General features: G+C 33.4%; 22 protein-coding genes. 9 read left to right on the top strand and 13 right to left on the bottom strand.

Annotation, left to right across the window (positions count from 1 at the left end; genetic code table 11):
- Nucleotides 1–4: 4 nt before the first annotated feature.
- On the bottom strand, nucleotides 5–775 hold the full coding sequence (locus AC1EU5_RS13385; protein WP_480192909.1) for an ABC transporter ATP-binding protein: 771 nt from the start codon (nucleotides 773–775) through the stop codon (nucleotides 5–7).
- Nucleotides 775–1,512 carry an MlaE family ABC transporter permease gene (locus tag AC1EU5_RS13380; protein WP_480192908.1) on the bottom strand — a complete coding sequence of 246 codons (738 nt, stop codon included), beginning with the start codon at nucleotides 1,510–1,512 and terminating at the stop codon, nucleotides 775–777. Before AC1EU5_RS13380 ends, AC1EU5_RS13385 begins: the two co-directional genes overlap by 1 nt.
- Before the next feature lie 110 nt (nucleotides 1,513–1,622).
- Here AC1EU5_RS13380 and pafA point away from each other — a divergent pair, with 110 nt between their 5' ends.
- Nucleotides 1,623–3,254 (top strand): alkaline phosphatase PafA, encoded by a 1,632-nt coding sequence (gene pafA, locus AC1EU5_RS13375; protein ID WP_480192907.1) that lies wholly within the window; start codon nucleotides 1,623–1,625, stop codon nucleotides 3,252–3,254.
- A 167-nt stretch (nucleotides 3,255–3,421) separates the two neighbouring features.
- Here the strand turns inward: pafA and AC1EU5_RS13370 are convergent, their stop codons facing one another.
- From AC1EU5_RS13370 to porU, 5 genes are all read right to left on the bottom strand, one after another.
- The gene (locus AC1EU5_RS13370) at nucleotides 3,422–4,483 is read right to left on the bottom strand and encodes a 3-oxoacyl-ACP synthase III family protein (RefSeq protein ID WP_480192906.1); all 1,062 of its coding nucleotides are present in this window, start codon (nucleotides 4,481–4,483) and stop codon (nucleotides 3,422–3,424) included.
- 124 nt (nucleotides 4,484–4,607) lie between these two features.
- Entirely contained in the window at nucleotides 4,608–4,991 is a 384-nt protein-coding gene (locus tag AC1EU5_RS13365; protein ID WP_480192905.1) for a group III truncated hemoglobin, read from the bottom strand.
- A gap of 5 nt (nucleotides 4,992–4,996) precedes the next feature.
- The gene (cdd, locus tag AC1EU5_RS13360; RefSeq protein WP_480192904.1) at nucleotides 4,997–5,479 is read right to left on the bottom strand and encodes a cytidine deaminase; all 483 of its coding nucleotides are present in this window, start codon (nucleotides 5,477–5,479) and stop codon (nucleotides 4,997–4,999) included.
- 72 nt (nucleotides 5,480–5,551) lie between these two features.
- Nucleotides 5,552–6,694 (bottom strand): type IX secretion system outer membrane channel protein PorV, encoded by a 1,143-nt coding sequence (gene porV / locus AC1EU5_RS13355; RefSeq protein WP_480192903.1) that lies wholly within the window; start codon nucleotides 6,692–6,694, stop codon nucleotides 5,552–5,554.
- 27 nt (nucleotides 6,695–6,721) lie between these two features.
- Nucleotides 6,722–10,180 (bottom strand): type IX secretion system sortase PorU, encoded by a 3,459-nt coding sequence (porU, locus tag AC1EU5_RS13350; protein WP_480192902.1) that lies wholly within the window; start codon nucleotides 10,178–10,180, stop codon nucleotides 6,722–6,724.
- 176 nt (nucleotides 10,181–10,356) lie between these two features.
- On the opposite strand from porU, the gene gldJ reads away from it, so the two are divergent.
- Nucleotides 10,357–12,147 carry a gliding motility lipoprotein GldJ gene (gene gldJ, locus AC1EU5_RS13345; protein WP_480192901.1) on the top strand — a complete coding sequence of 597 codons (1,791 nt, stop codon included), beginning with the start codon at nucleotides 10,357–10,359 and terminating at the stop codon, nucleotides 12,145–12,147.
- 69 nt (nucleotides 12,148–12,216) lie between these two features.
- Nucleotides 12,217–13,488 (top strand): UDP-N-acetylmuramoyl-tripeptide--D-alanyl-D-alanine ligase, encoded by a 1,272-nt coding sequence (locus AC1EU5_RS13340; RefSeq protein WP_480192900.1) that lies wholly within the window; start codon nucleotides 12,217–12,219, stop codon nucleotides 13,486–13,488.
- A gap of 103 nt (nucleotides 13,489–13,591) precedes the next feature.
- Here AC1EU5_RS13340 and AC1EU5_RS13335 read toward each other — a convergent pair whose 3' ends face one another.
- The 3 genes from AC1EU5_RS13335 to AC1EU5_RS13325 all read right to left on the bottom strand — a co-directional run bounded on the left by AC1EU5_RS13335 (nucleotide 13,592) and on the right by AC1EU5_RS13325 (nucleotide 15,292).
- A complete protein-coding gene (locus AC1EU5_RS13335; protein WP_480192899.1) occupies nucleotides 13,592–14,350 on the bottom strand; it encodes an alpha/beta fold hydrolase in 759 nt (252 codons plus the stop codon).
- Nucleotide 14,351: 1 nt separating this feature from the next.
- The gene (locus tag AC1EU5_RS13330) at nucleotides 14,352–14,780 is read right to left on the bottom strand and encodes a hypothetical protein (protein WP_480192898.1); all 429 of its coding nucleotides are present in this window, start codon (nucleotides 14,778–14,780) and stop codon (nucleotides 14,352–14,354) included.
- Between the two features lie 77 nt (nucleotides 14,781–14,857).
- On the bottom strand, nucleotides 14,858–15,292 hold the full coding sequence (locus AC1EU5_RS13325) for a nuclear transport factor 2 family protein (protein WP_480192897.1): 435 nt from the start codon (nucleotides 15,290–15,292) through the stop codon (nucleotides 14,858–14,860).
- A gap of 57 nt (nucleotides 15,293–15,349) precedes the next feature.
- Here AC1EU5_RS13325 and AC1EU5_RS13320 point away from each other — a divergent pair, with 57 nt between their 5' ends.
- Nucleotides 15,350–16,027, top strand: a complete 678-nt coding sequence (locus tag AC1EU5_RS13320) for a peptidoglycan DD-metalloendopeptidase family protein (protein WP_480192896.1) — start codon at nucleotides 15,350–15,352, stop codon at nucleotides 16,025–16,027.
- A 6-nt stretch (nucleotides 16,028–16,033) separates the two neighbouring features.
- Here AC1EU5_RS13320 and AC1EU5_RS13315 read toward each other — a convergent pair whose 3' ends face one another.
- From AC1EU5_RS13315 to argS, 3 genes are all read right to left on the bottom strand, one after another.
- The gene (locus AC1EU5_RS13315; RefSeq protein WP_480192895.1) at nucleotides 16,034–17,299 is read right to left on the bottom strand and encodes a DEAD/DEAH box helicase; all 1,266 of its coding nucleotides are present in this window, start codon (nucleotides 17,297–17,299) and stop codon (nucleotides 16,034–16,036) included.
- Nucleotides 17,300–17,560: 261 nt separating this feature from the next.
- Nucleotides 17,561–18,883 (bottom strand): glycoside hydrolase family 2 TIM barrel-domain containing protein, encoded by a 1,323-nt coding sequence (locus tag AC1EU5_RS13310; RefSeq protein ID WP_480192894.1) that lies wholly within the window; start codon nucleotides 18,881–18,883, stop codon nucleotides 17,561–17,563.
- Nucleotides 18,884–19,210: 327 nt separating this feature from the next.
- A complete protein-coding gene (argS, locus tag AC1EU5_RS13305) occupies nucleotides 19,211–20,995 on the bottom strand; it encodes an arginine--tRNA ligase (protein WP_480192893.1) in 1,785 nt (594 codons plus the stop codon).
- Between the two features lie 211 nt (nucleotides 20,996–21,206).
- Between argS and AC1EU5_RS13300 the strand changes: the two genes are divergently transcribed.
- From AC1EU5_RS13300 to AC1EU5_RS13280, 5 genes are all read left to right on the top strand, one after another.
- Nucleotides 21,207–21,575, top strand: a complete 369-nt coding sequence (locus tag AC1EU5_RS13300) for a cupin domain-containing protein (protein WP_480192892.1) — start codon at nucleotides 21,207–21,209, stop codon at nucleotides 21,573–21,575.
- Entirely contained in the window at nucleotides 21,572–21,991 is a 420-nt protein-coding gene (locus AC1EU5_RS13295) for a VOC family protein (RefSeq protein ID WP_480192891.1), read from the top strand. The genes AC1EU5_RS13300 and AC1EU5_RS13295 overlap by 4 nt, the downstream gene beginning before the upstream one ends.
- A 5-nt stretch (nucleotides 21,992–21,996) precedes the next feature.
- Complete coding sequence (locus AC1EU5_RS13290; RefSeq protein WP_480192890.1) at nucleotides 21,997–22,425, top strand: DUF1801 domain-containing protein; 429 nt, start codon at nucleotides 21,997–21,999, stop codon at nucleotides 22,423–22,425.
- A gap of 82 nt (nucleotides 22,426–22,507) precedes the next feature.
- Nucleotides 22,508–23,089 carry a hypothetical protein gene (locus AC1EU5_RS13285; RefSeq protein WP_480192889.1) on the top strand — a complete coding sequence of 194 codons (582 nt, stop codon included), beginning with the start codon at nucleotides 22,508–22,510 and terminating at the stop codon, nucleotides 23,087–23,089.
- Between the two features lie 68 nt (nucleotides 23,090–23,157).
- Nucleotides 23,158–24,276 carry a DEAD/DEAH box helicase gene (locus AC1EU5_RS13280; protein ID WP_480192888.1) on the top strand — a complete coding sequence of 373 codons (1,119 nt, stop codon included), beginning with the start codon at nucleotides 23,158–23,160 and terminating at the stop codon, nucleotides 24,274–24,276.
- Nucleotides 24,277–24,333 lie beyond the last annotated feature (57 nt).

The raw sequence follows: 24,333 nt of genomic DNA, 5'->3' as shown, positions 1-24,333 counted from the left end.
CTGTTTAGTGGTGATCTTCTCGTATTTGTGCTTCTCTAATTTTTTTGAAAAGGTTAGAAGAATATACAAAATCGGTTACAGCTTCATTATCAGTTTTAAATAAGGTTTCATTTGAACCTTCCCATGCTTTAAGTCCATCTTTCAGAAAAATGATCTTTTCACCAATCTCCATAACAGAGTTCATATCATGAGAATTAATCATAGTAGTGATATTGTATTCTCTAGTAATCTCTTGAATTAAATTATCAATAACAATAGCCGTTTTTGGGTCTAAACCTGAATTAGGCTCATCACAAAATAAGTATTTAGGATTATTCACAATAGCCCTTGCAATAGCTACACGCTTTTGCATTCCACCAGAAGCTTCACTAGGCATTTTTTTATGGGCATTTGGTAGGTTAACACGTTTCAATACAAAATCTACCCGGTCTTCCATTTCACTTTTACTTTGCTTGGTAAACATTCGTAAAGGGAACATCACATTTTCTGCAATGGTCATAGAATCAAATAAGGCACTACCTTGAAATACCATACCCATATCACCTCTAAGGTCACTCTTTTCATTGTCAGTAAGGTCAGAGTATAATCTACCATCATAGCTAATAGTTCCTTTTTCTGGAGTATATAAACCTAGTAGACACTTTAAAAAGACGGTTTTGCCTGAGCCACTTTGCCCAATGATTAGATTGGTCTTTCCGTTTTCAAAAGAAGCACTAATGCCTTTTAATACCTTAGTATTTCCAAATGACTTTTCCAAGTTATCTACTACAATCATTAGCTTAGTAACATTTGGGTTAGTATATAATTTACTAGTATTATGATTACACTTGTCCAAACAAAAGAAGTAGTACTTGCTTTGCCTACTTCTAAGGCTCCCCCTTTCATAAAATAACCATAAAAGGAAGGTATGGTAGCTAAAATGAAGCCAAAGACAACAGTTTTAACGAAAGCATATACAATATGAAAAGGTATAAACTCTGTTTGAATACCTATGATATAATCTTCCATACTTGTAAACCCACCATATACACAAGCGGCTAATCCCCCTAAAATGCCTAAAAACATAGCAATTGATATCACAAAAGGGTAGAGCATCAAAGCAATAAATTTAGGAAATACCAGATAGTTTATAGCATTGATACCCATCACTTCTAAAGCATCAATTTGTTCTGTTACACGCATGGTACCAATACTTGAAGTGATAAATGAGCCTACCTTACCAGCCATAATAATAGAAATAAACGTCGGTGCAAATTCTAAGATTACAGATTGTCGGGTAGCAAAACCAACTAAATAATCAGGAATTAAAGGATTTGTAATATTTAATGCAGTTTGAATAGTAATTACACCTCCCACAAAAAAAGATATAAAAGAAACAATACCTAGAGAACCTATGATGAGGTCATCTATGTCTTTTAAGATCAATGTTCGCATTACTGACCACTTGGTGGGTTTTCTGAACATTTCTCCTATCATTATAAAATAGGTACCAATATTTTCTAGGTACTTCATGTAGTAATATACTATGTTAACAAAAGATCAAGCCTTTTGATGAAACAGTCAAAAATAGGATTTTAAATAGAATTTAAACTACTTTTGAGGAAGATAAAATATGAGCTTATATGAAGAAGGTTATACTACTTCTATTTATACTACTAATTTCTTTTAATGTAGAATCACAAACTATTGAAAGTCAGCGTCCAAAACTGATCGTTGGTGTTGTGGTTGATCAAATGCGTTATGATTACCTTACCCGTTTCTACAATAAATATGGCGATGGCGGATTCAAACGTCTGATGAACGATGGATTTAACTGTGAAAACAATCACTATAATTATGTGCCTACCTATACTGGACCCGGTCATGCATCAATATTTACCGGAACTACACCAAAATACCACGGTATTATTGCAAATAATTGGTATGATAAGGTTACAAAAGAAGAAGTATACTGTGTATCTGATAAAACAGTGAATCCTATTGGTTCAGGAAGCAATGATGATAAGATGTCACCACGAAGAATGTTAACGACTACTATAGCAGATGAAAACAAATTATTTACACAATCAAGAGGTAAATCAATTGGCATTTCAATAAAAGATAGAGGCGCTATTTTACCTGCCGGCCATAGTGCAAATGCTGCATACTGGTTTCACGGAAGCGCTATAGGAAAGTGGGTAACCAGCTCTTACTATATGAAAGAATTGCCTAAGTGGGTAAAAGACTTTAATGCAAGAAAAAATATAAAATCGTACCTCAAAACCTGGAATACTCTTTATGATATAGATACTTATATAGAAAGTGGTGATGATCTTAATAGTTTTGAGCGTGGTTTCGTAGGAAAGAAAACAGCTACATTTCCTTATGACTTGAAAGCACTTAAAGATGAAAATTGGGGATATAGTATCATAAAGTCTTCCCCTTATGGAAATACGTTAACCACTGATTTTGCTTTGGCAGCTATTGAAAATGAAAACTTGGGTCAGGATGAGTTTACTGATGTGTTAACAATAAGCTTTTCAAGTACAGATTATATTGGTCATAATTTTGGTGTAAACTCTAAAGAAGTAGAAGATACATACATTCGTTTAGACAAAGATTTGGAACGCTTACTTATTTATTTAGACACGAAAGTAGGTAAAGGGCAGTACACTATTTTTCTTACCTCTGACCATGGTGCGGTTGAGGTGCCTGCCTACTTGCAAACTAAAGGTATTCCATCTGGATATGTTGATGCTGATGCTACCAAAAAAAGATTTAATGACTTTTTGTCCAAAACATATGGAACGATAGATATTGTTGAAGATATAAGTAATCACCAAGTTTTTATAAATAGAGCTAAAGCTCAAGAACTCAAGTTGACCATTGAATCTATTCAAGAGACAATAGTTAATGAAATCATTAACTATCCTAACATTCAAAAAGTATATACATCACAAACTATAGCCAATGTTAATTTTACTGATGGTATTGAGGCTTTATTACAAAATGGATATAATCAGAAAAGATCTGGAGATATTTTATTTATAAGAGCTCCCGCTATGATCTCTTATGAAAGAACGGGTTCTACTCATGGCTCCGGGTATAATTATGATACACATGTACCATTACTATTTTATGGAAAAGGAATTAAAAAAGGGAACCTGAAGAGGAAGACAGTAATAACAGACATTGCGCCTACATTATCTATGTTGTTAAAAATTGGATTTCCCAATGGAAGTACTGGAACTGTAATTACAGAAGTACTAGATTAAAAGAATTATTTTTTTCTTTTGTGAATAGCTTTTTGCTTTCTTTTTTCAGAAAGTATGATTTGAAATACCATTATAAAAGCAAAAATGATGAGCGATAATATAATTTTATTTGCCATAATATTGGGTTGGTACAAATAAAATAACGTCTTCTTTTGCAATTTATTATGCTAATATTTATAAACAACAGCGTTTATATTCATGCCCGCACCAACTGAAGCCAATACAATTACATCACCTTTATTGACCTCATGATTTTCTAATTTTCCTTTTAAAACTAAATCGAGTAAAGTAGGTACCGTAGCAACTGAACTATTCCCTAACTTATGAATACTCATAGGCATGACATGTTCCGGTACTGCGGCTTTATAGAGTCTAAAAAATCGCTTAATAATAGCTTCATCCATTTTTTCATTGGCTTGATGAATGAACACCTTTTTTACATCCTGAATAGAAACCCCACTTTTATCTAAAGCCGTCTTCATAGCCAAAGGAACATTATTTAAGGCATATTCATAAATTTTTCTTCCATGCATTTTAATATAGCGTACTTTGGGATCAGTATCAGGAATATTTGATTTACCCATAAAGAGATAATTTGCCTCTTCATAAGTGTGCGATTGCGAGGCATGACTCATAATGCCTGATCTCCCATTTTCGCTAAACTCAACGATGCAAGCACCGGCACCATCAGAATAGATCATAGAATCTCTATCATGCATATCTAATACCCTAGACAAAGTTTCTGCACCAATAACAAGACATTTTTTTGCTATACCTGCTTGTATATAAACATGTGCCTGTATAACACCTTCTATCCAACCGGGGCAACCAAAAATGACATCGTAAGCAACACAATTAGGGTTTTTAATTTTTAATAAATGTTTGACTCTTGCAGCCAGACTTGGTAAGATATCTGTTTGTATGGTACCTTTTTTAATATCACCAAAATTCTGTCCTAATATAATGTAGTCTAATTCTTCAGGGTCTATATTAGCATCATCAATAGCTTTTTGGGCAGCTATTGCTGCTATATCACTAGATTGAAGATCATCTGTAACGTAACGACGCTCTTCTATACCCGTAATAGCCTTGAATTTTTCTATAATAATGTCATTTGAGGTCTCAAAAGGTTCATTCTTATCATTATAGAAGCGCTCTTGATTAAAATCAGCATTTGTTTTAGCTATTTTTGGGATATAACTCCCAGTACCAGTAATTACAGAATTCATTAACTTATTAGGGTTTTCAGTTGCCGCGAAACTAAGTTTTTTTTAATTAAACTAATGATTGTGTAGAAAATAGTTTTAAAATCAATTTTATTTTTGTGATAATTATAAAATTGAGTATTTAAAATTAAGAATTTAATAATTTTATTTCCATAATGGTAGCAATTGATTGCGCTCTGGTTTTCGCTAATAAGACTTTTTCACCTTCAAAATAAATGTCTAATGTGGCATTGAAATGAGAAAGCCAGATTTTAAAATGTTCGCTTTCAAACGAGATCTTTTTGTTGAGGTCAAAATGTGGTTTCATGGCATTTTTTTGATAATGATTGGTTCCTAAAAGAATATCTTCCCAAAAGTCAATGATGGTTTCTAAATGTTGAGCAAGGTGATTTTTACTAACAATATGCTGAAAAAAATGACTAATTCGTTGGTCATTTAAGAGTTTACCGTAAAATTCCGTAATAAGCAGATGGATATCTTCTCTTGAGCTAATATCACTCTTATTGTGCATATAAGTTATAACCAAGATTTATCAAATCCAAAAGGTAGTAAATCACTTAAAGAATTTGTTTTAATAATTTTACCTTCTTCACCCATAAATAATATTTCTATGGTTTTTTTTTGTTTTGATTCATATTCTGCGATAGCTTGTCTACAAGCTCCACATGGTCCTACGGGATCAGTAACAAGATTAAGAGAAGATTTAGCGGAAATAGCAATCTTTTTGATGCTTTCATTAGGGTAGTTGGCACCTGTATTATAAATAGCCACACGTTCTGCACACATACCAGAAGGATAAGCTGCATTTTCTTGGTTATTCCCTAAAACTATTTGACCATTTTCTAATAAGATAGCTGCACCTACACTAAACTTAGAATAAGGTGCATAGGCCAAATCTCTACTATCAATAGCTTGAAGCATTAAGTTTTGCTCTTCAGTAGGAAGTTCATCAATGCCTTCATAAACTGTAAAATGTACAATATGCTCTTGTTTTTTCATCTAAAAACAAAAAATCATTTTAGCTAATGTACTAAAATGATTTTTATAATTCTTAAAACGAAGACTGATTTGTTAAAAGTCTTCGTAGGTATCTCCAAAGCTGAATGACAATGAGAATCTAAGTGTATTTTCTAAAGGATTATTCACATCACTTGAATTTATTAGATATGATAAATCTAATTGAGCACTCTTAAATTTAAAACCGGCACCCAATGTAAAATATTGCCTTCCTCCTGCATAGTCACTTTCATTAAAGTATCCAGCTCTAAAACCAAAAGTATCATCATACATATATTCACCACCTAAAGCCCAAGTAAATTCTTTTAGTTCATCACCAAATCCACCAGGAGCATCTCCAAATGATTGAAACATACCACCTAAAAAGCCAACATCATCATCTTTGCCATCAATAATATCACCAGTGGTTTCATCACGTATTGGTGGTGATGGCACTAATAATTTATTAAACTCTAAATTGGCGGTAATAGAATTGAACTCATCTAATATGAATTCAAAGCCGCCACCCAGTCTTAGATTAGTAGGAATAAAGTTATCTTGACCGCCATCAGTTAAAGTAACTTTAGGGCCTATGTTTGATATGTTAAACCCACCACGCCAAATACCATTAAAGCTACCATAGTTTTTCTCTTGAGATTGGTAATAGCCACTAACATCTACTGCAAATGAATTTACAGTATTAATGGTAGAGTTTTCAACCCTCAAGGCATAATCAGATCTCAAATATCTAACCGCTACTGCCATAGAGTATTCAGGACTTAATTTTAAACCATATGATACATCAAGAGCCAATTCGTTAGGGTTTTCAGAACCAATACCTTGGCCATCTATAGCGGTAAGGTCTATAGTTCCTAAAGAAAAATATTTTAAAGAAGCACCAACAGAACTAGCTTCACTAAATCTATTAGAATACGTTAAATAAGCTACAAATACATCATTCGTCAAATTACGTAGCCATGGTGTATAATTAACTCCTATTCTGTGTTGCGCTTCAGAAAAGACATTTTTTGCAGCATTAAAGTGCTGCGAATTAGCATCTGGCGAAGTTGCTGCACCAATGTCACCCATACCTCCTGATCTGGCATCAGGCGCTATTAATAAAAAAGGTGCTGCCGTAGTAATTGGGTTTTCATCTTGGGCATAATTTTTTGAGATACCTAAGGTGAAAATCAAAAGAATTAATGTTAATTTTTTCATGAAATTGAATTAGTGTTTGGGGTCATGTTATTGTAAAATTACCAGTTTTTCAAACGTACTGGCTTTAGCATTTGATAATGTAGAAGTAACATTGAGTTTGTAGACATAAACGCCTTTTCCAATTTTATTACCAAAATCATCTAAACCGTCCCAAGAAAGTTCACGTGACAAATTACCTTCAGTTTGTACAACTTGATTAATAGTCTTAATCAGTTTTCCTGAAACAGTAAATATTTGAACCTGAACTTCTAAAGGCTCATTTGGTTTATTGTGATTAAACCAAAATTGGGTATAATTGATTAATGGATTGGGATAATTCAAAACATTATCTAATACCAAATCTCTGTCATCTACTACAACAAAATTTAACGTAGCTTCTGACGGATTATTGTATGTGTCCCAACATTTAAATGAAATAGTATGAGGTCCAGGTTCTAAGTCTCTAAACGGAAACTTTACTTTTCCCTTCGTAAAGTCATCTAATTCAGTCTGATAAAAGTCATTAAGAATAAATGGATTTGTTTGATCACCATCTAGAATAGCTACAATATCATGATCTACAGAAGTGATAGAGGTATTAATTCCTGATGCATCTTCTAAAACAGCCACAAAAAATGGCGATTCATTGGTATTACCACCATCAACAAAAGACTCATCATTCATAAATAGTTTTACGATAGGGCCAGTAGTATCTTCAGGAGCATTTTCATTAATTCCGCCTACGATAATATCTTGATTTAATCCTGACTTGTCTATTTCTTGATTTTCAGCATACATACTTATTTTAGACTTTCCAAAGGCTACACGGATGTCTTTAGGTACTATAAAGTCAAATTTAAAAGCTCCATTAGTCACAGATGCCTGCCCTCTAAAAATCTTACTTTCAATAGCATCAAAAGTTAGTGTTCTTCCAAAATTATCATTATCAAGCGTTGTTCTTTCAAGTGACTTATCAAAAATAGTGGTAGAAAGTGTACCATTAAAATCAGTTAAAATAGTATTAGATGAATTCGTAACAACACCTTCTAGAGTAACTCTCGATAAGGCTTTCAAAGTATCTAAAGATTGTGAAATGTCTCTATCGTTGATTTTGGTGAGCCTTATGTTTGGCTTTGGCTGCGCTAATTTCATAGCAGGATCACCAAAATAATATACAAATAGTCGCTGCTCACTATTTGAAGAGGCAGGGTCATTCTTTGTTTGCATTAAGGCCTGAGCCATCGTGTAATCTTCATCATTAAAGGCAAAGAGCTTTCTAGCTAACACCCTATTAAAACGTTGTCCAACACTAATAAAAATTTCTCGTGTTGTTGTGATCATGCTGGTCGCTCCTCCATTGGTATTAAGAAATACTGACTCACCAGCGGTAGGTCTTAGGGGGTTATCAAATCTTGAGAATTCGCAGGTAACGGTTATCAAAAGAGGTAATGTATTTGGGTTTCGCCAATTTTGAATTTGCCCAACATCTAATATACGCTCATTCGCCCAACCATCTTCACCACCATGACCGAAGTAATCAACTACTAAAGTTCCAGTTTCAATTACATTGTTGATTGCTTGATTTACATCTGGGTAGCGCTCACCACCTGCTGAGTTTTGTTGTACAAAGGCATCAGCGTATATTTTTGAAATATTGAATTCGGGTTTATTAAGAGTTATTTCATCGGCAATTTCTTCAACCGTTTGTTGCAAGATAAATTCACCGGCATTGTCAGGGTCATCAGCCACAAATGCTATTCTATTGCGCCAGTCACCAAAAGAAGAGGTAGCATAATAACTTAAAACTTTGTCAACTGCTGTCCGCGCTTCAGAAATGGTTGATACAGGAAACCTTCCTGTAGCTACATCTTGTGTATCACTAATTCTCAGCAGTCCTTCATCTTCATCCATTATACCATAATAGTCATCAGTAACAAAAGAATTTGCGAGATTAAAACTCTGAAAAGATTGAACTGCAGGCACTAAATTGTTATTACCTGTAATTCTATCCTTATAATCAAATGATGCATCTCCAAAAAGGGCTACAAATTTAATTCTGTTTTCGGTAGACGTAGCATTTACATATAGGTGTCTCACAAAATCGCGTATGGCTGTTAAATCAGGTGAGCCTGAGCTAAATTCATTATATACATATTGAAGATCAATAACCCGAACATCTAAACCTGAATTTGTTCTATGATATTCAGCCAGACGTTCAGCTTGTTGTATTAGAAAATCAGGAGAAACAATTACATAATCAATATCTTGTAAAATGTGTAAATTTTGATTTGGAATGGCACCATTAGAGATGATTTCAGGAGTGAAATAATCATTTTCATTTAACACAATAAATTCTTTTAGAACACCACCATTGGTGTTAAATGAGAAATTAGTATCAACAGACTCATTATTAATATTTATGGGATTGATATAATCTGTGACATCCCAAATTTTTGTAGTTGAAGTTGTGTTTTCAATACTATAATTTATAATATCTGTAAATGAAGTATTTGCCGCATTAAAGTTTCTAAATGAGAATTGTTTGTTCGTCAGAGCAACCAGCCTTTTTGTTCCAATAAGTTCTATATAATCTAAATGCCCTTTTGCAGAGGGGTTTCCATTATTATTGAATGTTACTTCTACTGATATCTGATCATTGCTTACAGCAATTCCTCTTTCTAATTCGCCCGGAGTAGCTAAGGTTAATGAGTTAGTAATTGCATTAAAATTAATAATCCCAAGATTTTGACCATTTACATTGAATTGCATTTGAGTAGGTGTAAATGATTCGGTTACACCTCTGGCTCTAACAAAAACATTTTCTGAAGCTTCAATATTTGAAAAATCAAAATTAATTGTTGTCGTATTATTGAAAGTCAAATTTTCTCCGAGCCACTGCTGGCCATTAGCGAACAAATTTACTTCGTCAATTTCATGTACTAAATAATCATTATAGGTAGTTACTTGCAATGTTTCAGATCCACTTACTGGAGTATTGTTTAGTAAGCGCTTACCAATTCCATTATCTACCGTGATAAAATAGTAAGCTTTATCTGAATAGATATTATTTCTATGTCTTGTTTGTTCGGGTTGTTGTGCGTTTACCTGCCAATCATAAGGCCCTTTACCGTAAAAAAGAATAAAGTCACCACTATCAAAACTATTATCCTCTTCACCTTCTACATAAATAGCATTTTCTTGTAATCCATCATACCTGAACTCACTATTTAATTCAGGTAATAGCTGTCCACCATTTCCAAAAATTCGAATGTTTTTTGGATTTAACTCAGAAGTATTAATACCTAATTGTTGTAAAAAAGAAGCATCAATTCTGAAGATTCCAGTTGTATCAATAGCAAATTTATACCAAGTACCTTGAGATAGAACAGAGTTTTTTACTGTAGCGTGCTTGTATTCAACCTTAGATTGTTTTGCTATGTCTTGAGCAGAAATACAAAGGCAAATAGATAAAAATAAGAACAGAGTTAAGTTTCTAATTTTTGGCATCATTATTCAAAACGCGGTTGTAAACAGTTATTTTAATATTTTGCAAGGTTACATATAATAAAGAAATAAAACAATCGTTATACATGCAACTGATGCCATTTTTTGGCTAGAGTAAAGTAAATAATAAAGTAAACAGAATAGGACTTTTTAACCCCTAAATTAAACATTAAATAAATATGAAAAGGTTTATTGTAAGAAATGTGGTATTAACCATTCTGGTAGCGGGCTTTTTAGCTAGCTGCGGTAGTAAAGGAAGATCTAGATCAGATTTGACAGGTTGGAACTTTAATGACCCAACTTATGGTGGTTTTACAGCTAATACTAACTATGCCGGTCAGAAGACGCCTCCTGGAATGGTGTTGATTGAAGGTGGTACATTTACTATGGGTAGTGTACAAGATGATGTTATGTTTGACTGGAATACAACTCCAACTAAACAACAGATCAGGTCATTTTATATGGATGAGGCTGAGGTAACCAACCTTGAGTATTTATTTTATCTACAATATTTAGAAAAGGTATTTCCTCCGTCTGATGATACGTACCGTAAAATTTATCAGGCTGCTTTGCCAGATACATTGGTTTGGAGAGATGCTTTAGGTTTTAATGAATTATTATCAGAAACCTATTTGCGTCACCCTTCATATGCAGATTATCCAGTGGTTGGTGTATCATGGATACAGGCTACAGATTACTGTAAATGGAGAACCGACCGTGTAAATGAAAAGATACTTTATGATAAAGGTGTATTAAAGAAATTATTTGACCAAGATTCTTTAAAAGTAGAAGGTAAAAATCGTTTTGACACTAGTGCTTATTTGGCAAACCCTGAGTTGTTATTTGATGGTGACGAGAGTATTTATGGAAAAGGATTGCCAGACTATTCTCAAAAGCCAAGTAAAAAGAAAAGTAGAAAAGAAAGAAAAGCCGAAGCAGAAGACGCTGGTGATGATGTTGTAGCTGAAGCTGAAGAGGATACTGGAAGAAAGGCAAGAAGAAAAAGAGGTAAGGAGCAACAAGGTTTTACAGGAAGACATGTAAAAACATCAGATGGTATTTTAACACCTCGTTTTAGACTGCCAACAGAATCTGAGTGGGAATATGCTGCCAAAGCTTTAATTGAAAATAGAGAGTATAATACTATTAGAGGTAGAAAGAAATATTCTTGGAATGGCCGTTATACAAGAGACAGGTCTAAAAGAAGAGCTGGTGATCAGTTAGCAAATTTCAAACAAGCCAAAGGAGATTATAGTGGATTGGCAGGATGGAGTAATGATGGTGCAGATATTACTATTGAAGTAAAATCTTACGACCCTAATGCTTTTGGATTGTATGATATGTCTGGTAATGTTGCTGAATGGGTAGCTGATGTATACAGACCAATTGTAGATAATGAAGCTAATGACTTTAATTATTTTAGAGGAAATGTATTTAAGAAACCTTTAATTGATGCTGAGGGTAAGGTAGTAGTAGTAGATTATAATACTGTAGAGTTTGATACTTTAGATAATGGTAAGATTGTAGTAAAAGATTTACCTGGTAGTGTAAAGTATGTGCCTATTACAAAGAGTGATGCTTTCATGAGGCCTAACTACGAAAAAGCGAATAACATTGATATTAATGATGGTGACTTAGCTTCTACAAAAGAATACTACAGAAATCTTGAAGAAGAGGATGAAGAGTATAAACCTAGAATGTATAATTCACCTAAGACGCCTCGTCAAATAGGAGAGAGTGGGTTGATTATTCAGCAATATGATACTAAGAAACGTAATACGTTAATTAGCAATCAAACAAGAGTTTATAAAGGTGGTTCTTGGAGAGATAGAGATTACTGGTTAGACCCAGCGCAGCGTAGATATTTACCAGAATATATGGCAACTAATTTTATTGGTTTCCGTTGTGCAACAGACAAGTTAGGAGCTATGACGCATAAGCGTAGAAGAAAGCACCCTATGAAAAATTAAATAAGAATCAATTTATATATAATTAAAGCTCGAGACTAAAAAGTGTCGAGCTTTTTTTATTTTTAGCCAATGAAAATAGCTGAACTCTACCAACATTATTGCAAATCTTATTTAGTAAGTACTGATACAAGAAAAATCACTCAAGATTGTATTTTCTTTGCTTTAAAAGGCGATAATTTTAATGGTAATGCTTTTGCCGAAGAAGCTTTAAAAAAAGGAGCGTCTTATGCCGTAGTTCATGAGGAGGAATTCAGGACCAATGAAAGGATATTGTTAGTAGAGGATGTTTTAGAGACACTTCAAAAATTAGCTAGGTATCATAGGAGACAATTGAAAGTTCCTATTATTTCATTAACTGGAAGCAATGGCAAAACAACAACTAAGGAATTGATAAATGTTGTGCTATCTAAGAAGTATACAACAACAGCCACTTTGGGTAACTTGAATAATCATATTGGTGTGCCGTTAACCTTATTATCAATGACACCCGAAACAGAACTGAGTATTGTTGAAATGGGAGCAAACCACCAAAAGGAAATAGAGCTTTTATGTACCATTGCAGAGCCAGATTATGGCTATATTACAAATTTTGGAAAAGCACATCTTGAGGGTTTCGGAGGAATAGAAGGTGTTATAAAAGGTAAGACAGAATTATATCAATACCTAAAAGCTCATGAAAAGATGGTTTTTGTGAATGGTAAGGATACCAAGCAACTTGAAAAGTCTGAAGGTATGCGAAGGATCACTTTCAGTAATAATAATTCTGATATTCAAATTGATTTTGTGGAGGCCAATCCATTTGTAAAAACCAATTATAACGAAATGGAAATAGAAAGTCAACTTATTGGGGCGTATAACTTTAATAACATTGCTGCTGCCATTACTATTGGTAATTACTTTAATGTTAATGATACTTTGATTAAAGAGGCTATTGAAAACTATGTACCCTCTAACAACCGATCACAGATCATTCAAAAAGGATCAAATAAAATAATTTTAGATGCCTATAACGCAAACCCAAGTAGTATGCATGCAGCGTTACAGAATTTTAATGACTTAAGCAATACTAATAAAATTGCCATACTTGGTGATATGTTTGAACTTGGAGATGAGGCAGAAAAAGAACATCAAGAAGTAGCTGATTTAGTGTCTGAATTAGATATCAATGAAGTATTTCTATTGGGAGAGAATTTTTATAAAGTTACTACTTCTGGAGTTAAGTGCTATAAATCCTTTGAAGACTTTAAAAATTATTTTTCAGGCCGAACGATTAGAGACTCCACTTTATTAATTAAAGCTTCTCGGGGTATGGCGCTAGAGCGCGTGTTAGATTTGTTATGATGCTTTATATTGATATTGTCATCCTAAACTTGATTCAGGACCCAATTAATTTATAAAGAGTAGATTCCGGATCAAGTCCGGAATGACAAGTGATACCATGTGTTTACTTATTCTCCAATAAAAATCGCTTAAATGCCTGCCAATACCCCTCATAACCTTCAGTAGTTTCCCATACAGCACGTGAACCGTGAATGCCTTTTTCTATAGGTTTATAATGAGTTATATACGACGGTTTTACGTTTCGAAGAAGCTTTTCCACTGGCCCGATTTCTCGCTTTGAAGAAGTTATAAAAACAGGAATCTTTATAGGTTTTATAAGTTTTGCTAAGTTTTTCCCTTTTAAATATTCTCCTGGACTAAAAGCCGCTACTGCTTTTACTTTTTTATTTCGTTCACCGGCAATCCATAAAGCTAAAGAAGCCGAGTAGGAGCTACCCACAACTAGTAAAGGTTGATTTCCATTTAACTCATATAAATAATCTATGGCTGCCAATAAATCTTCCTTGGCACCAGCAAAACCAACATTCATTCGTTTACCGTTAGCATTAATGGCAGTCTGATTTACAATACCATTTACACCTTTACCAGATCGTTGGTCTATAGCCATACAAGAAAACCCTAAATCATTTATTTTTTTTGCAGTTTCTATATACTCCCCTCTACTATAACCTGCTTGGTGGCAAAGTAATATAGTGGGTGAAGTATTTTTTATAAAATAAGTGTCAGCAGTAATTAAAACAGAGTCTTGAGCATAAAAAGTGATAGAATTTCTTAACTCATCAACACCTTCAGAATATGTTGCTTGTGCTAAACTTGAAGATAATGAGACCAATAAAAATAAAGAAAACAGGTATTTATTCATATCAATTAAGATGTTTAACGGGTTCTTTGCCAAAAGCTACCTTTCTAAACTGATTGGGTTTTTTATCGTTCAGTAACTTTAATCCGCCGCTATTTCCAATAAGTTCTTGAAAATGCTCTTCTCTTTTATCATATTGTTCTTGATTAGCATAAGTTGTGATTAATATCAATTGAATTTTGCTATCATTTGTGATAGGGGCTTGTAATAATTGAAACGATAAAATATAGTTTTTATTTATTGCTTTTTCTCGTAAAATCTTCCAATTATTGTTGTAATAGTATAGTGCTTCTTCTATATTATCATTCACAATTTCTACAAAATCAATGGTTGAAATACGATCATCTAAGTCAGGCGAATTTTTAGCATTAAATTCTTGTGAATGACTTGTAACGCTAACTAAAAGTATCAAAAAGAAAATTAAATATTTCATTATATAGCCTTTATGAAGACCAATTTACTTAATAAGTATTTTCAAATGAAAATTTTAACAAGCCTTTAGCATTTTAGTTATTTCAATAACAAATTTCCAGTAGCATAACGCAGATTATACTTCATTTTTTCAATACGCCACCCTTCGGGATTTTTAACAAGACTTAATTCGTAGGTTCCTACAAAATCACGAGTATTCCCCTTTTTTGCTTTTTCTTTATAATGGGTAGCTGTGGCGTAGGCAAAAACATCTGCTTTATGGCCATGAATAGTTACCAAATAATTTCCACCAAGATGATTTATTGCATCCAAATCTTTAAAACCGTTTTGCCAATTATCACAAATCTCACTTGATAATAACTCTCTAGCTTCACCACCCATAGAAGTCATATCTAGATTCACAAACTTGGTAAAGACTTCGTTTTGTAATTTATCCCAATAGAGGTGATCTGTATAAATAAATAGTTTGTTAACTACTTCAACAATTTGCTCTCTTTCCGTAAATGCTGTCATAAAAACTTTTTCTTAAAAATACAAAGTATTAGTTTAGTTACCTAATTGTTAATATAGATGGATTTTAAAGAATTTTTTAAACGTATTTCTCAAGAATCATTGAAAGTTCTAGATACAAATATTCCTTTAAATTACTATGTTGCTATTGACTTATCGGTTCATAATAAAGAACTATATAGTGTTAACATTTCGTCTGCCACTGCCTGTGAAAACTATATAACAGATTATTTGAAGATTAGAAATGCGCAAATAGCATATGGAGGTTATTTAGAAGAACGAAATTTATATCAAGGAAGTCATAATTTCATTGGAAAAGAAGAACGAAATATACATTTAGGTATTGATTTTTGGTGTGAAGCAGGTACAAAAGTGTTAGCAGTTTTAGATGGAGAAATCCATAGTTTTCAAAATAATAGCAGTCTAGGAAATTATGGACCAACAATTATTTTAAAACACAATTTTAAAGAGGTAGACTTTTATTCATTATATGGGCATTTAAGTATAGAATCACTTAAGGGATTAAAAGTAGGGCAGAAGGTATATCAGGGCAACGAGATTGCTAAACTTGGCTCTCCAGAAATCAACGGTGGGTATGCACCACATCTACATTTTCAACTCATTAAAGATATGCAAGGAAAGTTTGGAGATTATCCAGGGGTTACAAACAAAGAGAATTTAGATTTTTACCGTAAGAATTGCCCTAACCCCAATTTTTTATTGAGGCTATCTAATTAAGTTATTTTAAGAGTTTCTATTTCTTGATCTATTTCCATTCGATTTCTTTCTATAATTATTTTTACTACCCCTGCGAAAGTTTCGAGATTTAGAATTCTGATCGGGTTGTTTCTTTTCGGCTTGAACTTCCTCAACATCATAAATAAAAGGATGCTCTTTTATTATAGGAATTTGCTGCTTTATTAATTTTTGTATACTTCGTAGATAAGGACGCTCATCTTTGTCACAAAATGATAATGCAATACCACTTGCTTTAGCTCTACCAGTTCTTCCAATACGATGAACATAAGTTTCTGGTATATTAGGTAGGTCATAATTAATAACAAATGCCAAAGCAGATACATCTATACCTCTAGCAGCAATATCAGTAGCAACCAAAACTTTAGTAGTGCCTTTTTTAAAATTTTCAAGTGCTTTCTGTCGAGCTCCTTGCGATTTGTTACCATGTATAGCTTCTGCTTTTATAGTTGCCCTATCAAGTAATTTTACAATTTTGTTGGCACCATGTTTTGTGCGTGAAAAAACAAGAGTAGATCCCGTAATTTTAGTTTCAAGTAAATGGATCAGCAGTTTAATTTTTCCTTTTTTAGAGACAAAATATACTGCCTGATCTACTTTTTCAGCAGTTGCTTGTTGAGGTTTTATGGTTACTTTTTCATACTTGCCCAATATTTTTTGAGATAGCGCAATAATACTGCTAGGCATGGTAGCAGAAAAAAATAAAGATTGACGTTTAGGGGGTAGTTTTGCTATAATTTTTCTGATGTCATGTATGAAGCCCATATCTAGCATTTGGTCGGCTTCATCAAGAACAAAATATTCAATATCTCTTAGAGATATAAAGCCTTGTTGCATTAAATCTAATAGTCTACCTGGTGTTGCAACTAAAATATCAATACCTTCTTTTAAGGCTTTTGTTTGCGCACCTTGTTTTACGCCTCCAAAAATAACGGTGTTTTTTATACCAGTATATTTACCATACGCTGTAAAGCTTTCAGCAATTTGTATAGCTAACTCCCGAGTGGGTGTAACAACCAATGCTTTTATTTTACGTTGCTTATCTCTAAGTTTTATATTGTTATAAAGATGTTGTAAAATAGGTATTGAAAATGCCGCAGTTTTACCAGTACCTGTTTGTGCACAGCCTAATAAATCTTTATTACGAAGTAAAATTGGAATTGATTGCTTTTGTATAGGAGTTGGGTGGGTATAGCCTTGATCTTCTAAGGCTCTCAATATAGGTTCAACTAAACCTAAGTCTTTGAATGTCATATATTTTTTCTACAGACGCCAAAGGTAGTTGAATAGTATGGATAAGTTATTTTTTATTTTATATAAATTCAAATAGTTTTTCTTTATGATTTAAAAACTGCATCTATCAGTTTGCTATTAAATAGGGCAGATTTGATATTACTGGATTTAGATTCAATACGTTCCTAAAAATCTTTATATACTTTCCTATATATTTTATCAGTCATTAAAATTTATTACTATTTTAAAGCCGAAGAGATATGAAATTGAGCATTTAATAATTTAATCTTTTACCAAAAATGGGATATTGGCATGAGCAGTATGATTATTACCATCTTCTACATTAATGAATAATCGATAAGCTCCAGGTTGAGATGGAGCTACAAAATTGGTAGTACTATCGGCATTTTTTGAAAATTGGCCATCTATAACTGCTGGAATATATTCTGCATCTCCTCCTGAGTTAGTTGAAGTGCTTTCTTTCATAATTTCCCAATGAAAAGTTAACTTGTCATTATCAGGATCGCTTACTTTTACTATTGCTTTGTAGGTATCACCAGCTTTCAGTTTAATGTTATTTTTAGCTCTTTTGCCTTCGAGAGTAAAATCAATCAGCCTAGTGGTTCGATTGTCTGGCCATTTACCGTTCCAGGCATAATGCATTACATCAACAGATTCAGTTTCATTACCATCAGGCATGAACATTCCAAACCAGGTAGGTGTTCGTTCTTGTTTTTGACCCCATAGGAATACAAAAGAGCCCATTACTTGTTGTGATTGAGATAGAATAGAATTCTGATATCTACTAAGGTAACCATCTGCTTTTTCTGAACTATTGTTCTCTATAGGCGCCCCCCATTCAGTAGTACCAACTTCCCAATAACCTGTTGCTCCCCACTCAGTAACCAATAAAGGCCCTTTATAATTTGATTTTGCAATAAGTTCGGGAAGAATTTCAATTGACCTATACATTTGAATACTCAAAAAATCTAAATCTGGCGCTCTATCTGCAATTAAATCCACATATTTCTTATCTATTCCTGATAAACATGTAGTAGTTAAATGGTGAGGATCTACTTTGTGGATCATTTTAGATATGTCATTTACCGCATCCCAAACTTTTAGATTTTGCGATTGCAGATTCATTTCATTTCCAATTCCCCAAGCTATTAATGCAGGATGATCCTTCAACTCTATAACACTCTTTCGGATGCTTTCTAATTGTTCTTTTACAGCTACTTCATTATCATAATCGAATCCATGACGCTCCAAACCAACCCAAATACCCATCATTACCTTCAGTCCTAGTTCTTCAGCTTGATCTAAAATTTCTCTACCATTTTCAGTACTCCAGGTTCTAAAAGAATTTGCTCCGTGTTTAGCCAATGATTCTAAATTACCTTTGTCCACACCTGCTCCTTGAATGTAGAAAAGCTCTCCGTTTAAAAAGATACGGTAGCCCTCATCTGTTAGACGGATTTCAGATTTAGTGATTGGAATTATTGATTTCTTTCTATTTAAATAAAAGCTACTTAATAAGATAAATAGAAAAACAAACAGAAAGAAAAATGACACATAACGATTTTGGTAAATAGGATCTTTCATTTTTTTCTTTTTTTGTTTAATGAATATTGACTAGGACTTGTATTTTTTTATTAGAACTTCAGTTATTAATATAGGTTGAGGCATCTTCAATTATATCATTGAAGTCTTCCTATGTATTAAAGTATTGAATGTTATTTTCTTCACATGATTTTTTAATTTTTTAATCTAACCTTTTTTGACTTGTAGTTATTGCTAAAGCTTAAAATATGATTCTCTTTTAGTACTGAAGAATTCAATTCTAATTAATAGACTATACTAGTCAATACTGAATCAAGTTAAGTACAGGTAAGCGAAGTTCGAAGAAAAATAGGTAAGATGCAAACTAAATTACATCCTCTCCGGCACATCAATACCCAATAATGTAAAGGCAGCTTTAATGACATCAGCTACTTTTTTAGACAATTGTGTTCTAAAGATTTTTTCTTGTTCATTTTCCGAACCAAGAATAGGTACACTTTGGTAGAAGGAATTATATTCTTTTACAAGATCATACGTGTAATTCGCTATTAATGCAGGGCTGTAATTAGTCGCTGATTGCTGCACTGTTTCGGGAAATAATGCCAATTGCTTTAAAAGATTACGTTCTTTTTCATGGAAAGATTCTTCGACTCCGCTTAGGGCGACACTATAGTCAAAATCGGCTTTACGAAGAATAGATTGAATTCTGGCATAGGTGTACTGAATAAACGGACCAGTATTGCCCTGAAAATCAATAGAGGCAACAGGATCAAATAAGATTCGCTTCTTAGGATCAACTTTTAAAATAAAATATTTTAAAGCACCTAGACCTATGGTTTTATAGAGTGTTTCTTTTTCTTGGTTAGTATACCCATCAAGTTTACCCAACTCTTCAGAAATTTCTTTAGCTGTATTAGCCATTTCTATAATAAGGTCATCTGCATCCACAACAGTACCTTCTCGAGATTTCATTTTACCACTCGGTAAATCCACCATTCCGTAGCTTAAGTGATACAAATTTTCAGCCCAATCAAACCCTAATTTCTTAAGGATTAAAAACAATACTTTAAAATGATAATCTTGCTCGTTACCCACAGTGTATACCAATCCACCTACATCGGAGTGGTCTTTAATACGTTGTATAGCAGTGCCAATATCTTGGGTCATATAAACAGCTGTACCATCCGAGCGTAAAACAATCTTCTCATCAAGACCTTCATCAGTCAGGTCACACCAAACTGAACCATCTTCCTTTTTAAAAAAAACACCACTTTTGAGTCCTTCGGCAACAAATTCTTTCCCTAATAGATAGGTGTCACTTTCATAATACAAAGTATCAAAATCAACGCCTAGGTTTTTATAGGTAATATCAAATCCATCATACACCCAACCATTCATTTTTTTCCAGAGATTAACCACTTCTTCGTTACCACCTTCCCATTTCCTCAGCATTTCTTGAGCTTCAAGTAGTATAGGAGCCTGCTTTGTGGCCTCTTTTTCAGAGATACCCTCGGCAACTAGTGCCTTTATCTCCTTTTTATATTCCTGATCAAACTTTACATAATAGTCTCCTACTAGCTTATCACCTTTGAGTCCCGTTGATTCAGGTGTTTCTTCATTTCCCCATTTTTGCCAGGCTAGCATTGATTTACATATATGAATGCCCCTATCATTAATTATCTGAGTCTTATATACTTTTCTGCCAGAAGCCTTTAAAATTTCAGCTACTGAATAACCCAACAGGTTATTACGTATATGACCCAGGTGTAAAGGTTTATTTGTATTTGGAGAGGAATATTCAACCATTACAGCTTTTTCACCAGCGCCAAGTGTTGAAATACCGTAATTTTCTATCTGATATATCGTGTTAAACTGCTCTAGAAAATAGGCATCACTCAATTCAAGATTTAAAAAACCTTTTACCACATTGAAATTAGCAACCTCAGAAACATACTCTTTAATATATTCACCTAATTTGGTGGCAATTTCAACGGGATTTCCTTTGACCACTCTTAAAAATGGAAAAACAACTACTGTGATGTCACCCGCAAAATCCTTTCGTGTAGCTTGAAATTCAACGGTATCTATTTCTTGATCGTAAATAGATTTGAACGCTTCCTGAATAGTTGATTTTAGTGTTTCTTGGATTGGCATAAATTATCTCCCTAGTTTAAGACCTTTCGACTTACTTCGTAAGGTAGCTTCGTTCAAAATATATTTTGACCTCGCTAATGCTCAAGATGACAATTGTAAATTGTGCACCTTTCTGGTCGAGCGGAGTCGAGACCGATTTTCTAAAAAATGAACGGCAAAATTAAGTATTTGATCATCAAATTACTATTTTTAGTGAAGCTAATTCACCTCTATGAATAAAAAGTATAACATCCAAAAATCACCATTTGTAGTGCCTACTGATGACGGAAAATTAATAGAAGAACATTTTGGAAACGCAACAGACGGTAATTCCAACATCAGTATTGCACATATGATCGCACCACCGGGCTGGAGCGAACCATTTCAAACACCTGAATTTGATGAATATACCTACATCATTCGCGGTAAAAAACAGTTTGTAATTGAAGGGGAGACTATTATTTTAAAAGCAGGAGAATCCATCAAGATCGAGAAAAATACTCGAGTACAATACTCGAATCCATTTGACTCAGAATGTGAATATTTAGCCATTTGCACTCCTGCCTTTTCAATGAATTTAGTCAATAGAGAGGAAACATGAATGTACAACCATTTCATATAGCAATTCCGGTTCATAATTTATCTGAATGCAGAACTTTTTACAGAGATATTCTAGGTTGTGAAGAAGGTAGAAGCTCTGACCATTGGGTGGATTTTAATCTATTTGGGCATCAGTTGGTGATTCATTATAAACCTAAATCCGAAGAATCTCTTCATACAAATTCGGTTGATGGAAAAAGTGTACCGGTACCGCACTATGGTGTGGTCTTAGAATGGAATCAATTTCATGCTTTCGCGGATGAATTAAAATCTAAAGGGATTGAATTTATTATTGATCCTTATCTTCGTTTTGAAGGCGAGGTAGGAGAACAGGCTACCATGTTCTTTTTAGATCCGGCAGGAAATGCTTTAGAGTTTAAGGCGTTTAAGGATATTTCTCAATTATTTGCTAATTAGTATAGATGAAAGGTTTAAAAATTACTACAAACCCTGAGGTGGAATTCGTTTTTGAAAAGTATCCAAATATTGCTAAAAAGAAATTAGTAGCTCTAAGGTCATTGATCATTGAAGTTGCAAAGGAGCTGGAGGATATATCAAGTTTAGAAGAAACACTAAAATGGGGTGAGCCTAGCTATATTTCAAAAAGAGGAAGTACTATCAGAATAGATTGGAAAACAAAATCACCAGACCGATATGCTATATATTTTCAATGCACTAGCAAATTGATTCCAACTTTTAAAATGTTGTATAAAGATAGATTTAAGTTTGAAGGCAGTGGAGCTATTGTATTTCAACTCAATGATAAAATCCCAAAAGAAGAACTAAAGAACTGCATTAAGACTGCATTGAGATATCATAAAGTTAAACACTTACCAACTTTAGGAATGTAAGTTAAATTTTTCCTAAATAAACATTCCTTAACATTTTTGGCTTTGGTTTATAGCTACTTTTAGGTATCAAAACCTTAGTACCATGCTAGTTCGCCTTATTCTCGCCATTATATTATTCTTTCTGTCTTTTATTATAAATGCTCAAAATTTATCAATGGAGTATGAGCCTTCTAAGGATGCTCCTTTTGGAAAAGTAAACCCTAATGCACCAGAGCAACTCAAAGACTTTGCACCACTTATTGGAGTCTGTAACTGCAAATCAGAAACAAGAAATAAAGACAAATCTTGGGCTGATCCTATAGATATGACTTGGAAGTTTAAATACATCATGAATGGTATGGCAGTGCAAGATGAAACACTAAAAGAAGATGGTAGTAGCTCCGGGAGCATTCGTCAATATAGCCAAGATAGCGCCCGTTGGTATGTGCATTACTATACTACAAAATCAATAGCTAATAGATTATCTACTTGGGAAGGAAACAAAAAAGGAGATGACATTGTTTTGTATAGAGAGCAAAAGGCACCAAATGGTATGGATGGTTACTACAGATTAACATTCTCAAATATTTCTGATGATGGATTTGATTGGATAGGTGAGTGGGTAACGAAAAATGAGTCCTTCGCCTACGCAACATGGAAAATTAAATGTAGAAAGACCAAATAAAATTAAAAACACTTTATTTAAGAACGTTCTGGCTATAAGAAGCATATATTTGCATTTTACCGTAAAACATGCTAACATTTTCAGACTTAGGAGTTCATAAAAAGTATTTAAAAGCTTTAAAGGAACTTGGTATTACTTCACCAACAGAAATCCAAGAAAAAACGATACCTGTTTTATTGAATTCTAAATCTGATTTTATTGGTTTAGCTCAAACTGGAACAGGAAAAACAGCAGCTTTCGGATTACCTGTTTTACATCAAATAGATGACTCAAAAGCCCTGATTCAAGCACTTATTTTAACACCTACTCGTGAACTGGCACAACAGATAAAAAAGCAGTTATTTAGATTCACAAAATATACAGACACTAAAATTTTTGTGGAAGCGGTTTATGGGGGTGAGAAAATAGATATTCAAATAAACAAGTTAAAAAGACCTACACATATTGTAGTTGCTACGCCGGGTCGTTTAATTGATTTGATAGAAAAGAAATCCATTAGTATAAGAAGTATTAAAACTTTGGTTCTAGATGAGGCCGACGAAATGCTAAGTATGGGTTTTAAGCAAGAGTTAAATGCCATTTTAAAATACACTACAGGGTCTAGAAATACATGGCTTTTTTCTGCTACAATGCAAGAGGAAGTTAGAAAGATCATCACGAAGTATATGAGTGATGATATTGCAAGAGTTGAAGTGAATAGAAATGGATTAGTGAATACTAATATTTCCCACACATATGTACTCACTTCAACTAAAAATAAAACCAATAAACTTATTCAAATACTTGAGGGTAGAACCAATGAACGCGGTATTATATTCTGTAGAACAAAGTTAGGAGCCCAAAGTTTAACGAAAGAATTGACTGAAGAAGGATTTTCTGTTGGAGCCTTAGAAGGTGATATGCAACAAAAGGAACGTGACAAAGTTATGAGAGCCTTTAAAAATGAGAGTTTACAATTTTTAATATCTACTGATGTTTCTGCAAGAGGGATTGACGTAACCGATTTAAATTTTGTAATTCATCATCAACTGCCAGAAAGTTTAGAATATTATACACACAGAAGTGGCAGAACAGCAAGAGCTGGTAAAACAGGTGATTCTATAGCTCTAATTTTACCTAGCGAGTTGCAACGTATACATGAAATTCAGAAAGAATTAGACATAAAGTTCGAAGAATCTATTATTTGATGATGGCAACTACAAAACAAATAATATTTTCAATCAGAATCTTACAAAGAGCTGTTT

It is taken from the genome of Maritimimonas sp. 2405UD52-3, assembly GCF_056591715.1.
Note: the sequence above shows the minus strand (reverse complement) of the source record. Positions and strands in the feature narration are given on the sequence as shown.

Coding starts and splice junctions, on each gene's coding strand:
- AC1EU5_RS13335 (WP_480192899.1), bottom strand. CDS start 14,350: ATGAATAAATACCTGTTTTCTTTATTTTTATTGGTCTCATTATCTTCA.
- AC1EU5_RS13385 (WP_480192909.1), bottom strand. CDS start 775: ATGATTGTAGTAGATAACTTGGAAAAGTCATTTGGAAATACTAAGGTA.
- porU (WP_480192902.1), bottom strand. CDS start 10,180: ATGCCAAAAATTAGAAACTTAACTCTGTTCTTATTTTTATCTATTTGC.
- AC1EU5_RS13370 (WP_480192906.1), bottom strand. CDS start 4,483: ATGAATTCTGTAATTACTGGTACTGGGAGTTATATCCCAAAAATAGCT.
- porV (WP_480192903.1), bottom strand. CDS start 6,694: ATGAAAAAATTAACATTAATTCTTTTGATTTTCACCTTAGGTATCTCA.
- AC1EU5_RS13295 (WP_480192891.1), top strand. CDS start 21,572: ATGAATGTACAACCATTTCATATAGCAATTCCGGTTCATAATTTATCT.
- AC1EU5_RS13340 (WP_480192900.1), top strand. CDS start 12,217: ATGAAAATAGCTGAACTCTACCAACATTATTGCAAATCTTATTTAGTA.
- AC1EU5_RS13315 (WP_480192895.1), bottom strand. CDS start 17,299: ATGACATTCAAAGACTTAGGTTTAGTTGAACCTATATTGAGAGCCTTA.
- AC1EU5_RS13325 (WP_480192897.1), bottom strand. CDS start 15,292: ATGACAGCATTTACGGAAAGAGAGCAAATTGTTGAAGTAGTTAACAAA.
- AC1EU5_RS13380 (WP_480192908.1), bottom strand. CDS start 1,512: ATGAAGTACCTAGAAAATATTGGTACCTATTTTATAATGATAGGAGAA.
- AC1EU5_RS13290 (WP_480192890.1), top strand. CDS start 21,997: ATGAAAGGTTTAAAAATTACTACAAACCCTGAGGTGGAATTCGTTTTT.
- AC1EU5_RS13300 (WP_480192892.1), top strand. CDS start 21,207: ATGAATAAAAAGTATAACATCCAAAAATCACCATTTGTAGTGCCTACT.
- AC1EU5_RS13280 (WP_480192888.1), top strand. CDS start 23,158: ATGCTAACATTTTCAGACTTAGGAGTTCATAAAAAGTATTTAAAAGCT.
- argS (WP_480192893.1), bottom strand. CDS start 20,995: ATGCCAATCCAAGAAACACTAAAATCAACTATTCAGGAAGCGTTCAAA.
- pafA (WP_480192907.1), top strand. CDS start 1,623: ATGAAGAAGGTTATACTACTTCTATTTATACTACTAATTTCTTTTAAT.
- AC1EU5_RS13310 (WP_480192894.1), bottom strand. CDS start 18,883: ATGAAAGATCCTATTTACCAAAATCGTTATGTGTCATTTTTCTTTCTG.
- AC1EU5_RS13285 (WP_480192889.1), top strand. CDS start 22,508: ATGCTAGTTCGCCTTATTCTCGCCATTATATTATTCTTTCTGTCTTTT.
- cdd (WP_480192904.1), bottom strand. CDS start 5,479: ATGAAAAAACAAGAGCATATTGTACATTTTACAGTTTATGAAGGCATT.
- AC1EU5_RS13330 (WP_480192898.1), bottom strand. CDS start 14,780: ATGAAATATTTAATTTTCTTTTTGATACTTTTAGTTAGCGTTACAAGT.
- AC1EU5_RS13365 (WP_480192905.1), bottom strand. CDS start 4,991: ATGCACAATAAGAGTGATATTAGCTCAAGAGAAGATATCCATCTGCTT.
- AC1EU5_RS13320 (WP_480192896.1), top strand. CDS start 15,350: ATGGATTTTAAAGAATTTTTTAAACGTATTTCTCAAGAATCATTGAAA.
- gldJ (WP_480192901.1), top strand. CDS start 10,357: ATGAAAAGGTTTATTGTAAGAAATGTGGTATTAACCATTCTGGTAGCG.